This is a genomic window from Bradyrhizobium guangxiense, from assembly GCF_004114915.1.
In the GTDB taxonomy this organism is placed as follows: Bacteria; Pseudomonadota; Alphaproteobacteria; order Rhizobiales; family Xanthobacteraceae; genus Bradyrhizobium; species Bradyrhizobium guangxiense.
On the sequence record NZ_CP022219.1, the window covers coordinates 6,562,489 to 6,575,842 of the forward strand.

Annotated in this window: 11 protein-coding genes; 6 read left to right on the forward strand and 5 right to left on the reverse strand. The window is 64.8% G+C overall.

What is annotated here, in order from left to right; all coding sequences use genetic code 11:
• Window positions 1-41: 41 nt before the first annotated feature.
• Window positions 42-1,640, reverse strand: coding sequence for an alpha-amylase family glycosyl hydrolase (locus X268_RS31415; RefSeq protein ID WP_128928535.1), 1,599 nt, complete (start codon window positions 1,638-1,640; stop codon window positions 42-44).
• 162 nt (window positions 1,641-1,802) lie between these two features.
• Between X268_RS31415 and X268_RS31420 the strand changes: the two genes are divergently transcribed.
• Entirely contained in the window at window positions 1,803-2,471 is a 669-nt protein-coding gene (locus X268_RS31420; RefSeq protein ID WP_128928536.1) for an MBL fold metallo-hydrolase, read from the forward strand.
• Between the two features lie 3 nt (window positions 2,472-2,474).
• Here the strand turns inward: X268_RS31420 and X268_RS31425 are convergent, their stop codons facing one another.
• Entirely contained in the window at window positions 2,475-2,843 is a 369-nt protein-coding gene (locus X268_RS31425; RefSeq protein WP_128928537.1) for a winged helix-turn-helix transcriptional regulator, read from the reverse strand.
• Window positions 2,844-2,983: 140 nt separating this feature from the next.
• Here X268_RS31425 and X268_RS31430 point away from each other — a divergent pair, with 140 nt between their 5' ends.
• Window positions 2,984-3,286, forward strand: a complete 303-nt coding sequence (locus X268_RS31430; protein ID WP_245477715.1) for a hypothetical protein — start codon at window positions 2,984-2,986, stop codon at window positions 3,284-3,286.
• Between the two features lies 1 nt (window position 3,287).
• Here X268_RS31430 and X268_RS31435 read toward each other — a convergent pair whose 3' ends face one another.
• Window positions 3,288-4,451, reverse strand: coding sequence for an extracellular catalytic domain type 1 short-chain-length polyhydroxyalkanoate depolymerase (locus X268_RS31435; protein ID WP_128928539.1), 1,164 nt, complete (start codon window positions 4,449-4,451; stop codon window positions 3,288-3,290).
• Window positions 4,452-4,598: 147 nt separating this feature from the next.
• The gene (locus tag X268_RS31440; RefSeq protein WP_128928540.1) at window positions 4,599-6,005 is read right to left on the reverse strand and encodes an MFS transporter; all 1,407 of its coding nucleotides are present in this window, start codon (window positions 6,003-6,005) and stop codon (window positions 4,599-4,601) included.
• 382 nt (window positions 6,006-6,387) lie between these two features.
• On the opposite strand from X268_RS31440, the gene X268_RS31445 reads away from it, so the two are divergent.
• The gene (locus tag X268_RS31445) at window positions 6,388-7,623 is read left to right on the forward strand and encodes an LLM class flavin-dependent oxidoreductase (RefSeq protein WP_128928541.1); all 1,236 of its coding nucleotides are present in this window, start codon (window positions 6,388-6,390) and stop codon (window positions 7,621-7,623) included.
• Between the two features lie 148 nt (window positions 7,624-7,771).
• Window positions 7,772-9,148 carry a cytochrome P450 gene (locus X268_RS31450; RefSeq protein ID WP_128928542.1) on the forward strand — a complete coding sequence of 459 codons (1,377 nt, stop codon included), beginning with the start codon at window positions 7,772-7,774 and terminating at the stop codon, window positions 9,146-9,148.
• A 160-nt stretch (window positions 9,149-9,308) separates the two neighbouring features.
• Here the strand turns inward: X268_RS31450 and X268_RS31455 are convergent, their stop codons facing one another.
• A complete protein-coding gene (locus X268_RS31455; protein WP_128928543.1) occupies window positions 9,309-10,148 on the reverse strand; it encodes an SDR family NAD(P)-dependent oxidoreductase in 840 nt (279 codons plus the stop codon).
• Window positions 10,149-10,327: 179 nt separating this feature from the next.
• Here X268_RS31455 and X268_RS31460 point away from each other — a divergent pair, with 179 nt between their 5' ends.
• Together X268_RS31460 and X268_RS31465 are read left to right on the forward strand one after the other, a co-directional pair.
• Complete coding sequence (locus tag X268_RS31460; protein WP_128928544.1) at window positions 10,328-11,293, forward strand: sensor histidine kinase; 966 nt, start codon at window positions 10,328-10,330, stop codon at window positions 11,291-11,293.
• A 304-nt stretch (window positions 11,294-11,597) separates the two neighbouring features.
• Window positions 11,598-13,334 carry a putative bifunctional diguanylate cyclase/phosphodiesterase gene (locus X268_RS31465; RefSeq protein WP_164938037.1) on the forward strand — a complete coding sequence of 579 codons (1,737 nt, stop codon included), beginning with the start codon at window positions 11,598-11,600 and terminating at the stop codon, window positions 13,332-13,334.
• Window positions 13,335-13,354: the final 20 nt, after the last annotated feature.

A 13,354-nucleotide genomic window follows, 5' to 3' on the forward strand; every position in this document is an offset into this window, starting at 1 on the left:
CTGCGCTCCGCTTCGCTGCGCTTGTCCGGGACGACAGCCAGTTACGGCGGCTGCACCACCACCCCCTCATTGCCACGCAGATCGATCACGCCTTCGATCTGCTCGCCCTCGCGATCCAGGAAGGTCGACAGCAAGATGCTGCTGCCGAACTTGATCGCGCTCGTCGTCACCGCGATCGGGTCGGGACCGAGATTGAGGGCCACGATCACCGCCTTGCCCTCGGCCTCGCGGCGATAGATCAGGAGATCGCCTTGCGCGGCGATCGGATGATAATCGCCCGCGACCAGCGGCGGACAGCTCTGGCGCAAGCCGATCAGGCGCTTGTAGAGGCTCAGGATCGAACGTGTATCGGCTTCGAGATTGACGACGTTGTCACGCACATAGTGCTCCGGCAGCGGCAGCCACGGCCGCGTGGTTGAGAACCCTGCATATTCGGTCGCATCCCACTGCATCGGCGTGCGGCAGCCGTCGCGGCCGACGCCGATGCCGGGCACGTTCTTCTCGAAGGGATCGCGCACATCCTCCGGCGCGATCGTCACCTGGTGCATGCCGATCTCGTCGCCGTAGTAGAGCGTCGGCGTGCCGCGCAGCGTCAGCAGCAGCATGGCCGCGACGCGCGCCTGCTCCGTGCCGACGCGGCTCGCCACACGCGGGCGATCGTGGTTGCCGAGCACCCAGTTCGGCCAGGCGCCGCGCGGCAGCGCCTTCTCGTAATCCTCGATGATCGTCTCGATCGAGCGCGCGCTCCAGAACGTCGAGAGCAGCGCAAAATTGAACGGCATTTGCGCACCGGTGAGGTCGTTGCCGTAATAGGCCATGAGGCGATGCAGCGGCAGATAGATCTCGCCGATCAGGACGCGGGCGCCAAAACTGTCGGTGACGCGCCGCATCTCGGCGATGACCTCGTGCACCTCCGGCTGGTCTGTCGAATATTGCGTCAGAATTCTTTCGTTCGGCGGCCGGCCCTCGACGTAATGCGGGTTGGGCGGATTGTCGCGGAATTCGGCGTCCTTGACGAGGTGCCAGATCACGTCGACGCGAAAGCCGTCGACGCCCTTGTCCAGCCAGAACCGCATTACGTCGTAGATCGCGGCGCGAACGTCCGGGTTGCGCCAGTTTAGGTCCGGCTGCTGGGCGAGGAAGGCGTGGTAATAATACTGGCCGGTGGTCTCGTCGAACTGCCACGCACTGCCGCCGAATTCGGACAGCCAGTTGTTGGGCACGCCGCCGTCATGCGCGGGATCACGCCAGATGTACCAGTCGCGCTTGGGATTGTCGCGCGAGGCGCGGCTCTCGACGAACCAGGGATGCTGATCGGAGGTGTGGTTGGGCACGAGGTCGAGGATCAGCTTCAGGCCGTTGTCGTGGACCGCCGCGATCAGCGCATCGAAATCTTCCATCGTGCCGAACAGCGGCTCGATGCCGGTATAGTCGGAGATATCGTAGCCGAAATCGGCCATCGGCGACGGGAAGATCGGCGAGAGCCAGATCGCGTTGACGCCGAGCGACTTGACGTAAGGCAGCCGCCGCAAAATGCCGGCGAGATCGCCGACGCCGTCACCGTTGGAATCCTGAAACGAACGCGGGTAGATCTGGTAGAAAATGCCGTCGCGCCACCAGTTCTCGTTGCTTTGAGCCATGCCGGAAGACCATCCAGAATCTGCGTCTTGCGCGGGAGAACGCGACAGCGCCGCCCCGGTTCAAATTGGCAAGCCAATTGGGACGGCCGTGTGACGGTTGTTCCGCGCGGGCGGCCCGAATCTTTTGCTTGGCGGCCTGACAAAAATCGGCATTGTGGCGCCATGACCGAGCAAAATGACACCAAAGCCAAGGCGGGCGCGATCATCGTTCCCGTGACGCTGTTCGAACAGAACTGCACCATCATCTGGGACGAGCCCAGCAAGAAGGCCGTGGTGATCGATCCCGGCGGGGACGTGCCGAAAATCCTGGACGCGATCAAGCAGACCGGCGTCACCGTGGAGAAGATCTGGCTGACCCACGGCCATATCGACCATGTCGGCGGCGCGGCCGATCTGCGTGATGCCCTGAAGGTGCCGATCGAAGGGCCGCATGAAGCGGACAAGTTCCTGCTCGACAACGTGGTCGAGAGCGGCGCCCGCTTCGGCATGACCGGCGTGCGCAACTTCGCGCCGGACCGCTGGCTCAACGAGGGCGACAGCGTGTCGATCGGCGATTTGCAGTTCGACATCTTCCACTGTCCCGGTCACTCCCCCGGCAGCGTGGTGTTCTTCAACAAGGAGCTGCGCTTCGCCCATGTCGGCGACGTCCTGTTCGCCGGCTCGGTCGGGCGCACCGATTTGCCCGGCGGCAGCCACGCCACGCTGATCAACTCGATTCTGACAAAACTGCTTCCACTCGGCGACGACGTCGGCTTCATCTGCGGCCACGGCGCCGGCTCGAGCATCGGCCAGGAGCGGATGACCAATCCGTTCATTACCGGCGAGATGTGAGGTTTATTCCGCCGCGTCCACGAGCGCGGCGGTCTCACCGAGGTGACGTTCGCCCCACTCGCGGATCGCCGCGACGACGGGCACGAAGCTCTTGCCCTTGCGGGTGAGGCGATACTCGACCTTCGGCGGCACCTCGCCAAAATCCCTGCGGTCGATCAGCCCGCTCGCGGTGAGCGCCTTCAGTTCGCGGCTGAGCACGCGCGGAGTGATCTCCGCGCTGCCGGTGGCACCGCGCAGCAGTCCGCTTCGGATCTCGCCATAGCGGCGCGGGCCGTCCTTGAGGTCCCAGACGATGCGCAGCTTGTATTTGCCGCTGATCATCTTCTGAAAGGCCGCAACCGGACAGCTGCGCGCCGGGTTCGCCCTTGCCATGTCGTCTCCTCCATGCGCAGCCAGCTTGCCGAAAGGATAGGCGCGACGGCGAAAAAGTCCATACTATCAATTTTGTCCATACTTGCAGGATTGCCTCCAAGCCGCAGATGATGACGCACAGGACGAACAGGGAGCGTCACATGAAGCACTTCATGATCAGATACGACTTCAGGAACGGCACGACGGAAGAATGGCACAGGGAGATCGGCCGCTTCGTCAAGGCGATCGACGGCGATCCGGAGCTCAAGGGGCGGATCGGCTATCGTGTGCTGAAGGCCCGCGACGGCAGCAGCTATTTCCACCTCGCCAGTGTCGCCGATGACGCCGCGCAGAAAGCGCTGCAATCGCGCGACTTCTTTAGGGCTTATCAGGAGATGACGCGCAAGGTCGCCGGCGGCGAGGTGACGGTGACGCCGATCGAGTGGATCGACCAGACAGCCTGAGCTACTTCATCAGCCCCGCCGCGGTCAGCGCGCGGGTGATGATCTGGCCGAGGTCGAAGCCGCGCCCCTGCTCACGCTTCGGCTCCGCCGGTTGTTCGGCAGCGCGGATCGAGCGGGCGAGATGGGGCGCGGGCGGGAGCACCGGCTTCGCGGCCGGCCTCGCTTCCGCCTTTGCCGCGTCCGCGATCCAGTCGGTGAGGCCGAAGAACTTTGCGATGTGATAGGACGAGGAAATGCCGGCCTCGATCAGGAACGCGCCTTCGACGCCATAGCGCTGATCGTTATCGGCGAGCCCCAGCGGCGTGCCGTGGGCCATGTCGGTGATGGCGTAGGACTCGACCAGCGTCTCGCCGTCCTTGCCCCACCAGGCCTGACGCGGATAGCCGTCGACCATGGTTTCCGCCATCGGCGCTTCCGGCAGATCGTGCAGATCGAGCCATTGCTTGACGATCTCGTTGGCATTGCCGGGATTGACGGTGCGGTCGGCACTGCCGTGCCACACCGAGATTTTCGGCCAGGGACCACGATGATCGGACGCGTTGCGCACGAGATCGCCGAGCTCGCGCGCCGGGCGCGCCGGCGAATGAAACATGCCGTCGAGCGCCTCGCGCAGGTTCGCGGCGATGCCATAGGGCAGTCCGGCAATCCCCGCGCCCGCCGCGAAGACTTCCGGATAGGTCGCGAGCATCACCGACGTCATGCCGCCGCCGGCGGACAGGCCGGTGATGTAGACGCGCCTGGACTCGATGCGATGTGCCTTGACCATATGCGCGATCATCTCGCGGATCGAATGCGCCTCGCCGCTGCCTCGCGCAATGTCTTCCGGATTGAACCAGTTGAAGCAGGTATTGCCGTTGTTGACGCGCTGCTGCTCGGGCATCACCAGCGCGAAGCCATAGTGCTGCGCCAATGTCGACCAGCCGGCCCCGAGGTCGTAAGCAGCCGCGGTCTGGCCGCAGCCATGCAGCACGACGACGAGCGCGCGCGGCTTCTGCAACTGCGGCGGCACGAACGCGAACATCCGCAAGGCGCCGGGATTGCTGCCGAAGCCGGTGACTTCCTGCAACGGGCTGGAGGCGTCAGCGCTGCGGCCAGGCTCGGCGAAGCGCAGACCGTCCAGCCTGGGCAGACGTCTCAACAGATCGACATTTCTAGCTAACGACACGGCAAATTCCTGGTGGGCGACGTTCAACGTCTAGCCAAACCAGATAGTTGCTGCGGTGCAAAATAAAAAGACCGTGCGCTGTCAATCCAGCGGAAATCACGGCAAATCTACAGGGAATCTGCACGCATTAACCGCAATGCCTCAACTTCATGCAGATGCGCGGCGCAGCCACGACAGAAATGCGACGCAGATCATGATTAATGTCACAAACAGCACAAGCGAGACCAAAAATCCTGCGCGCGTTGATTGCAACGCGTCGACCGCGAAAAATACCGCGCCGATTGCGGCCACTCCGGCCGCATTTCCGATCTGTGCAATGGTGCCGTAGATGCCGGAGGCGGAGCCTGCGGCGACGGGCTTCACGGTCGAGAGCACCGCACCGGAGAGTGGCGCCATCACCAATCCCTGGCCGTAACCGAAGATGATCATGGTGAGCGCGATGAGGAGCGGCGACGGCGCATCGACGCAGCCCGCAACAAGCGCGAGTGCGGCAAGGCCCGCGATCTGAAGCGCGCAGCCCTCGATCAGCACCTTGGTGCCACGATGCCGCGCCCGCGCGCCGCTGTGGCGCGACGCCACGACGAAGGCCAGCGCGAGCGGGATGAAGGCCATGCCGGCCGAGAGCGGCGGGATCTCGAGGCCTCGCTGCATGAACAGCGTCATGACGAGGTAGAACGAAAGATTGGCGAAGAAGAAAAAGAAGGCGGCGCCGAGCCCGCGCAGGAAAGCGGAGTCCGCCAGCAGCGTCAGGTCGATCAGCGGCATGCCGCCGGCGCGCGCGACCGCATGCTCCAGCTTCAGGAACGCAGCCAGGATGACGCCGCCGACCGCCATCACGGCCCACAGCCAGGGGGCCCAGCCGACATCGTGACCGAACAGCAGCGGACCGATGAGGCACAGCAGCCCCGCGAACAGGACCATGCTGCCCTTGATGTCGAGCCTGGTACCCGATCGCCGCGGCACCGAGGGCATGATGCACCAGGCGGCCGCCGCAATGGCGAGGCCGCAGGGAACGTTGACGAAGAACACCGACCTCCAGCCGGTGCCGGCAAGGTCCATCGTGATCAGGAGACCGCCGAGCAGGAAGCCGGCGGCGCCGGCCAGCCCGAGCACGATGCCGTAGACGGCGAAGGCGCGGCTGCGCGATTCATCGGTGAAGAGCAGATGCAGCGTCGCCAGCACCTGCGGCACCATCAGCGCTGCGGTGGCACCCTGCGCCAGCCGCGCGATGATCAGCTCCGCGCCGGATTGCGCGAGGCCGCACCACAGCGACGTCAGGGTGAAACCGAGCACGCCGGCGAGGAACACGTTCCTGGTGCCGTGGATGTCGCCGAGTCGGCCGCCGGTGACGACCAGCGTGGCATAGGCGATCAGATAGATCGCGATCACGGATTCGATCTGGGCCGGCGTCGCGTGCAGCTCGACCGCGATAGTGGGGATGGCGACGTTCACGATGAAGGCATCGACGCCGAACATGAACTGCGCGGCGACCACGATCGCCAGCACCCACCAGCGGCGGGTCGAATCGACGGGCTTTGTGACGATTTGGTGCATCGGTGTGGGCCTTTGGACTGTCGTTGCCCGATGATTTCAGACCGCATGCAGCCACGCGATTACCTCGCAGGTAAGGTTCGGAGCGCGCGCCTCGTCCTTCGAGACGACCACTTCGCGGTCTCCTCAGGATGAGGCTAAGCAGCATCGGCGCCTGTTGAAGCTGCTCCCGCGCACTCCGACCTCATCCTGAGGAGCCCGCCATAGGCGGGCGTCTCGAAGGATGGCCACGAAGAAGCCGCTCAAGCGGGACAGGGAGCAGGAGCATCCAGCCTTCACGCATGCCGGCATTCCGTAACGCGGGACATCGCGCGATTGCGTTCGCGCGCGCCGGCACGTAGCCTCACTGTTTCAACAAGCAGAAAATCAAAGCCGGAGAAACGCCATGGCGCGCCTGAAGTTCGGAGCCTTTCTTGCCCCGCATCACCCGATCGGGGAGCATCCGATGCTCCAGTTCCGGCGCGACCTCGACCTCGTCGAGCAGTTAGATGCGCTCGGCTATGACGAGTTCTGGTGCGGCGAGCATCATTCGTCCGGCTGGGAGATGATCGCCTCGCCCGAGATGTTCCTGGCCGCGGCCGGCGAGCGCACCAAGCGGATCAAGCTCGGCACCGGCGTGGTGTCGCTGCCCTATCACCATCCCTTCAACGTCGCCCAGCGCATGGTGCAACTCGACCACATGACCGGCGGCCGCGCCATCTTCGGCTCCGGCCCCGGCGCGCTCGCCTCCGACGCACATACGCTCGGCATCGACCCGATGACGCAGCGCGACCGCCAGGACGAGGCCATCGGCATCATCCGCCGGCTCTTCAACGGCGAGCGCGTCACCGCCAAGAGCGACTGGTTTACCATGAACGACGCCGCGCTGCAGATCCTGCCGTTGCAGGAGAAGATGCCGTTCGTGGTGGCCTCGCAGATCTCGCCGTCAGGCATGACACTCGCCGGCAAGTACGGCATCGGCATCATCTCGCTGGGCTCGATGACCACGCAAGGGCTGATGTCACTGCAGCAGCAATGGCAGTTCGCCGAGGATGCAGCGAAGAAGCACGGCACGAAGGTCGACCGCGCCGACTGGCGCGTGCTCCTGACCTTCCACATCGCCGAGACCCGTGAGCAGGCGCGCAAGGAGGCCGGCGCCGGGCTGATGCGCTGGCACAACGAGTATAACGTCGGCACGCTGCAACGGCCGGGCCTGACCGCATTCTCCTCGCCGGATGAAGCCGTGGACAAGACCGCCTTCGTCGAGGGCGCGGCCTCCACCATCGGCACGCCCGACGATCTCGTCAAAACCATCAAGAACGTGATGCAGGTCTCCGGCGGCGTCGGCGCCATCATCGGTTTCGTGCACGACTGGGCCAATCCGGAAGCGACGCGCCGAAGCTGGGACATGGTGGCGCGCTACGTGGTGCCGGAGATCAACGGCTATATCGACGGCCTGCGCCGGTCGCAAAAATTCGTGATCGAGAACCGCGCGATCTTCGAGCGCGCGGGCCAGGCGGTGATGGCCAAGATCATGGAGAACGAGAAGGCCGCCGAGGCGCTGAAGGTGACGGGCCCCGGCCGTGTCGCCATCCCCGCCGTCAACGCCCCCGATCTGCAGAAGGAAGCGGCGAAGCGGTAGACCGCACTCGACCCGTCGTCCCGGGAGGCGCGCAGCGCGAGCCCGCGACGACGCTGGTGGGTGTGACGATTTTGTACGCAAGACGACCGCAGCTCACCGCACCCGGATTGTGCTACGCTGGCGGGGCCTGCCAACCGGAGCAATCGTCATGTCGATGCAGAATGTGGCCGCAACGGCGCCCGGCTTCACCGCGCCCAAACGCAACGCCCTGACGCACATTCCCGGCGACGAAGGCTGGCCGATCATCGGCAAGACCCTGCAGGTGCTGGCCGACCCCAAGGGCCATATCGAGGCGAACGGTGCCAAATACGGCCCGGTCTACCGCACCCACGTGTTCGGCGAGACCAATGTCGTGCTGCTCGGGCCCGAGGCCAACGAGCTCGTGATGTTCGACCAGCAAAAGCTGTTCTCCTCGACCCACGGCTGGAACAAGGTCCTCGGCCTGTTGTTTCCGCGCGGATTGATGCTGCTCGATTTCGACGAGCACCGGCTGCACCGCAAGACCCTGTCGGTCGCGTTCAAGTCCGGGCCGATGAAATCCTATCTGGCCGATCTCGACCGCGGCATCGCCGCGCGCGTCGCGCAATGGAAGGCCAAGCAGGGGGAGATGCAGCTCTACCCCGCGATGAAGCAGCTCACGCTCGATCTCGCCGCGGCCTCGTTCCTCGGCGCCGACATCGGGCCGGAGGTCGACGAGATCAACCGCGCCTTCGTCGACATGGTCGCGGCTGCCGTGGCCCCGATCCGCCGCCCCCTGCCCGGCACCCAGATGGCGGCCGGCGTCAGAGGTCGAAAGCGCATCGTCGCCTATTTCCGCGAGCAGATCCCGCTGCGGCGCGGCAATCACGGCGGCGACGATCTGTTCTCGCAGCTCTGCCGTGCCACCCATGAGGATGGCGCGCTGCTGTCCGAGCAGGACATCATCGACCACATGAGCTTCTTGATGATGGCGGCACACGACACGCTGACCTCGTCGCTGACCTCCTTCGTCGGCGAGCTTGCCGCCAACCCGGACTGGCAGGACAGGCTGCGCGCGGAGGGTCTCGCGCTCGGGCTTGCGGCGGATGCGCCGAGCAGCTTCGACGATCTCGAGAAGATGCCGCTGTCGGAGATGGCGTTCAAGGAAGCGCTGCGGATCAAGCCGCCGGTGCCCTCGATGCCGCGCCGCGCGATGCGCGATTTCACCTTCAAGGGCTTTACGATTCCGGCCGGCACCGCGGTCGGCGTCAATCCGCTCTACACCCATCACATGAGGGACATCTGGCCGGAGCCGGATCGCTTCGATCCCTTGCGCTTCACCGAGGAGGCGCAACGGAGCCGTCACCGCTTCGCCTTCGTCCCGTTCGGCGGCGGCGCTCATATGTGCCTCGGCCTGCACTTCGCCTATATGCAGGCAAAATGCTTCGCCCGGCACTTCCTGCAGAACCTCGAGGTGTCGCTGGAGCCAGGCTACAAGCCGGACTGGCAGATGTGGCCGATCCCGAAGCCGCGGGACGGATTGCGGGTGAGGGTGAAGGCGGTTTAGCACTCACCGCTGAAGAAGCGCTGCACTGCGTCCGGGGACGAGGTCTCGCGGGGCGGCAAAGCGAAGCGTGCCCACCACGCCCTCCGGGTGCAAACATCGATGGTGGGCACGGCGCGAAGAGCGCGCCTTTGCCAACCCTACGGCACCGTCGCCGGGGCTGCTACGCCCCCTGATCGAAGGCCTTGCGCAAGGCTACATAGCCCTGCTGCTGCTGGCTCCAATTGCGGCCGCCGGTCATGGCGCCGTCGACGACGAGGTCGTGGCCGTTGATGAAGCTGGATTCGTCGCTCGCCAGGAACACGGCGGCCTGGGCGATGTCGTCCGGCAGGCCGGCCCGCGGGATCGGCTGCGCGGTCTTGTAGACCTCGCGCATCACCGCCGGTGTCTTCTCCGCGGCGTCGGTCGAGAGTCCCAGCGCCTTGCCGAAGATGCCGGTCGCGATCGCACCGGGCGAGATCGCGTTGACGCGCACATTGGACTCGCCGAGCTCCATCGCCACGCATTTGGTGAGGTGGATCACCGCCGCCTTGGCCGCGCTGTACACCATCGAGGACGAGAACCCGGCGAGACGTCCGGCGATGCTGCCATTGTTGATGATGCTGCCGCTACCCTGCCTCTTCATGTGAGGCGCGGCGTGCTTCATGCCGAGCATGACGCTGCGCACCAGTGTTGCCATCGCCGCGTCGAAGCGCTCGACCTCGAGGCCCTCGATGCCGCCGGTCTGCGCCGGGCCGCCCGCATTGTTGAACAGGCAGTCGATCCGGCCGAACTTGTCGACCGCGAGCGCGATCAAGGCCTGCATCTGCGCTTCGACCGTCACATCGGTCTGGCGGAAGATGCAATTGGCGCCGAGCTGCTTCGCCAGCGCTTCGCCTTCCGGTACGCGCCGGCCCGCGATCACAATTTTGGCACCTTCGGCAACGAAGACTTCCGCAGTGCGCAATCCGATCCCGCTCGTCGCTCCCGTGATCACTGCAACCTTGCCGTCCAGCCTGCCCATGGAATGTTCCTGTTTTCGAACGATTTGATGCCAAATGGCGAATATCGGCCGCTGTCATCGCGGCGGCGACTACTATCCCTGCCTGTCTCCGCCAAGGCAAGCTATGCTTGCGCGGACGGAATGCGTACCATCCTGATGGGCCGCTCGATTTTCCGACGCATATCGCAACTGGGCTGCGCATGGGGAAGCTGATCGACGAATTCCGCAGGGGTTGGCAGGGTACGGCGCCGCCATCGCTCGGTCTGAGCATTGCCTTTGCGGTGGCTTGCCTGCTGGTTGCGACCCTGGCGCGCTGGGCGCTCGCGCAGGTGCGGCCCGATGTCTACTTCACGCCCTATTTTCCAGCCGTGTTCTTTGCCGCCGCGTTCGGAGGCTTCCGGATCGGGATCGTGACCGCGCTGGTCGGCGGCGTGCTCGGCGTCGTCGTGAATTTCGGCGATGCCTTTGCCGATCGCGCCCGGTTTGCCCTGCTCGCGCTCTATTGGGCGGTCTGCGCGCTCACCATCTGGGGCGTCGAGCACTATCGCACCTTGCTGGCGGAGCAGCGTCGAATCGCCAAGCGCCTGATCGAGGAGGAAGAGTATCGCAAGCTGCTGGTCGACGAGCTGCAGCACCGGCTGAAGAACAAGCTGTCGACCGTGCATGCCGTGCTGCACCAGGTGCTGCATGACCAGCCGGCGGTCTGGGCTCGGGTCGATCCGCGGCTGCGCTCGCTGGCCGCAACCGACGATCTGATCTCGCGAATCGACAAGGCCGGCTGCGACATCCGCGATCTCCTGATCTCGGAGCTCGGGCCTTACGGCCATGTTCGCTTCACCCTCAATGGCGAGCGGCTGTTCCTGCCGCCGAAGCTCGCGGTCACGCTATCGCTGATGTTTCACGAGCTCGCCACCAATGCGGGCAAGTACGGCGCGTTCTCCGCGCCGCGCGGTCTCTTGCAGGTCTCATGGACCGTCAGCGACGACCGCCTGACCATCACCTGGGACGAAACCGGGGGACCGAGCGTGGACGAGGTGTCCGAGCCCGGCTTCGGCACCAAGCTGCTGAAATCGGCACTGTCCGCCTTCGACGGCAGAACCGAGATCACCTATTTGAAGACCGGGCTGCATTGCATCATGCAGTGTCGCATTCCCGAGAGCGGCTAGACCGCGATGTCGGGTTCGGAAGTCGCAAGGTGAGAGGGGGGCCGGCCTCGCCGCGCCGCGTTTCGATCCAGCAAATCCTGCGCTCGACTCTGTCCAACCGAAAGCGCATGAGCGCTCCGCTCGCGGTTTCTCGAGCGCCGTTGACCCTCTGTTAATGACGATCGTCGGCACGCGTCGCAACGTCGCAATTTTCCGCCAAAACACCCCCGTATTTCTCCTGACCCCTTAACCAAACTTAAGAGGGAACCGCGCAAGATCGCGCCCATTGCAAAAGCGCGCTGAAACAACAAGATTCATGCCTTCTATGAACGACAACGAATATTCCGGCGCGCTCGAAGCCGAGCTCGGTTTTCTCAAAGAAATCGTTAGAATGCTGCCGACCGGCCTGACCGTGCAGGATGCGCAAGGCGAGCTGCTGCTGGTGAACGATGCCGCGGCCGCGCAGCTCGGCATGGACGGCAGCCGCCCCTCACCCGATCTGACACCGCGCCGCGAAGCTTGTCGCCGGGCCCTGAGCGCCGGCCAGGCCGTCGTCACCGAGGAAGCGCTTCACGGCGGTGCCGCACGCCAGGTGCTGCTCACGACCCATCGTCCCGTTCGCCTCGCCGGGCGCGAGCTGCTGATCTCGGCGTCCTCCGACATCACCGAGCAGAAGAATTTCGAGGACCAGCTGTTCCGCTCGGCCTATTTCGACGAGCTGACCGGATTGCCTTCGCGGCGCGTGATCGAACATCGTGCCAACAGCCTGCTTGCGGACAATCGCGGCGGCTCGCGCTTCGCGCTCGCCTTCCTCGACGTCGACAATTTCAAGCACATCAACGACTATTACGGCCACGCCGTCGGCGATGCGCTGCTGGTCGAGCTGTCGAAGCGGCTCGGACGCGACCTGCGCGATTCCGATATGCTGTCGCGCATCTCCGGCGACGAATTCCTGCTGCTGCTGTCGCCGGTCCAGAGCCAGCAAGAGGTCGCCGAATTCATGCAGTCGACGCTGGAGCGGCTGACGGCGCCGTTCTTCATCGACAATTCGGAAGTCTTCGCCTCCACCTCCGTCGGCGTCAGCCTCTATCCCGATCACGGAAGCAGCTTCGAGACGCTGCGCCAGAACGCCGACATCGCGATGTACCGCGTCAAGAACGACGGCAAGGGATCGGCGGCCTTCTTCGACGCCAGCATGGAGCGCGAGGCGCTCGCGCGCATGAAGGTCGAGCAGTCGCTGCGGCTCGCGCTGCTGGAGAAGCGCTTCTGTTGCGCCTTCCAGTCCAAGGTCGACATCCGCACTCAGGCGGTGAAGGGCATCGAGGCGTTGGTGCGCCTGCGAGACGACGAAGGCGTGATCCAGGCGCCCGGCTCGTTCATTAATCTCGCCAGCGAGCTCGGCCTGATCGACGAGCTGACTCACCTCGTGCTCGCCGAGATCGTCAAGTCGATCGACCCGATCAACGAGACGTTCGGCGCGGAAGCGACCATCAGCATCAACGTCGCCGCCAAGCAGGCCGGCAATCCCGAATTCATGCGCAGCTTCGCCCGGGCGCTGGATGAGACCGGCTTTCCGCAGCGCTTCATGATCGAGGTGACGGAAGACGCCTTCGTCGCCAAGAATCAGTTCCAGGCCGAGATCCTGCCGATGTTCCGCAAGCTCGGCGTCGGCATCTCCATCGACGATTTTGGCACCGGCTACTCCTCGCTCTCGGCGCTGGCCGACATCACCGCGGACGAGATCAAGATCGACCGCACCTTCATCACCGACATTCATAAGCGCCCGCGCAGCCAGGGCATCCTGCGCGCGATCGAATCCTTGAGCGAAGCGCTCGGCATGACCGTGATCGCCGAAGGCCTCGAATCCTACGAGGAGCTCGTCTATCTGCAGGCCGCGACCAAGATCCGCTACGCCCAGGGCTATTACTTCTCCCGTCCGATCTTCCTGGAGGAGCTGAAGCTCGCAACCCCGCTCTCCAGCGAGTCGCGGGCAAGCGTCGCAAGCCGCCCGCACCAGCAGAACCGCCAAAGCTATTCGCGCGCGGGCGGATATCGGAGGTAGGGGCGACAGCGATCGCCGAG

Excerpts from the sequence above, each read along its gene's own strand:
- X268_RS31465 (WP_164938037.1), top strand. The coding sequence starts at position 11,598 with ATGAACGACAACGAATATTCCGGCGCGCTCGAAGCCGAGCTCGGTTTT.
- X268_RS31425 (WP_128928537.1), bottom strand. The coding sequence starts at position 2,843 with ATGGCAAGGGCGAACCCGGCGCGCAGCTGTCCGGTTGCGGCCTTTCAG.
- X268_RS31445 (WP_128928541.1), top strand. The coding sequence starts at position 6,388 with ATGGCGCGCCTGAAGTTCGGAGCCTTTCTTGCCCCGCATCACCCGATC.
- X268_RS31430 (WP_245477715.1), top strand. The coding sequence starts at position 2,984 with ATGAAGCACTTCATGATCAGATACGACTTCAGGAACGGCACGACGGAA.
- X268_RS31420 (WP_128928536.1), top strand. The coding sequence starts at position 1,803 with ATGACCGAGCAAAATGACACCAAAGCCAAGGCGGGCGCGATCATCGTT.
- X268_RS31415 (WP_128928535.1), bottom strand. The coding sequence starts at position 1,640 with ATGGCTCAAAGCAACGAGAACTGGTGGCGCGACGGCATTTTCTACCAG.
- X268_RS31460 (WP_128928544.1), top strand. The coding sequence starts at position 10,328 with ATGGGGAAGCTGATCGACGAATTCCGCAGGGGTTGGCAGGGTACGGCG.
- X268_RS31440 (WP_128928540.1), bottom strand. The coding sequence starts at position 6,005 with ATGCACCAAATCGTCACAAAGCCCGTCGATTCGACCCGCCGCTGGTGG.
- X268_RS31455 (WP_128928543.1), bottom strand. The coding sequence starts at position 10,148 with ATGGGCAGGCTGGACGGCAAGGTTGCAGTGATCACGGGAGCGACGAGC.
- X268_RS31450 (WP_128928542.1), top strand. The coding sequence starts at position 7,772 with ATGTCGATGCAGAATGTGGCCGCAACGGCGCCCGGCTTCACCGCGCCC.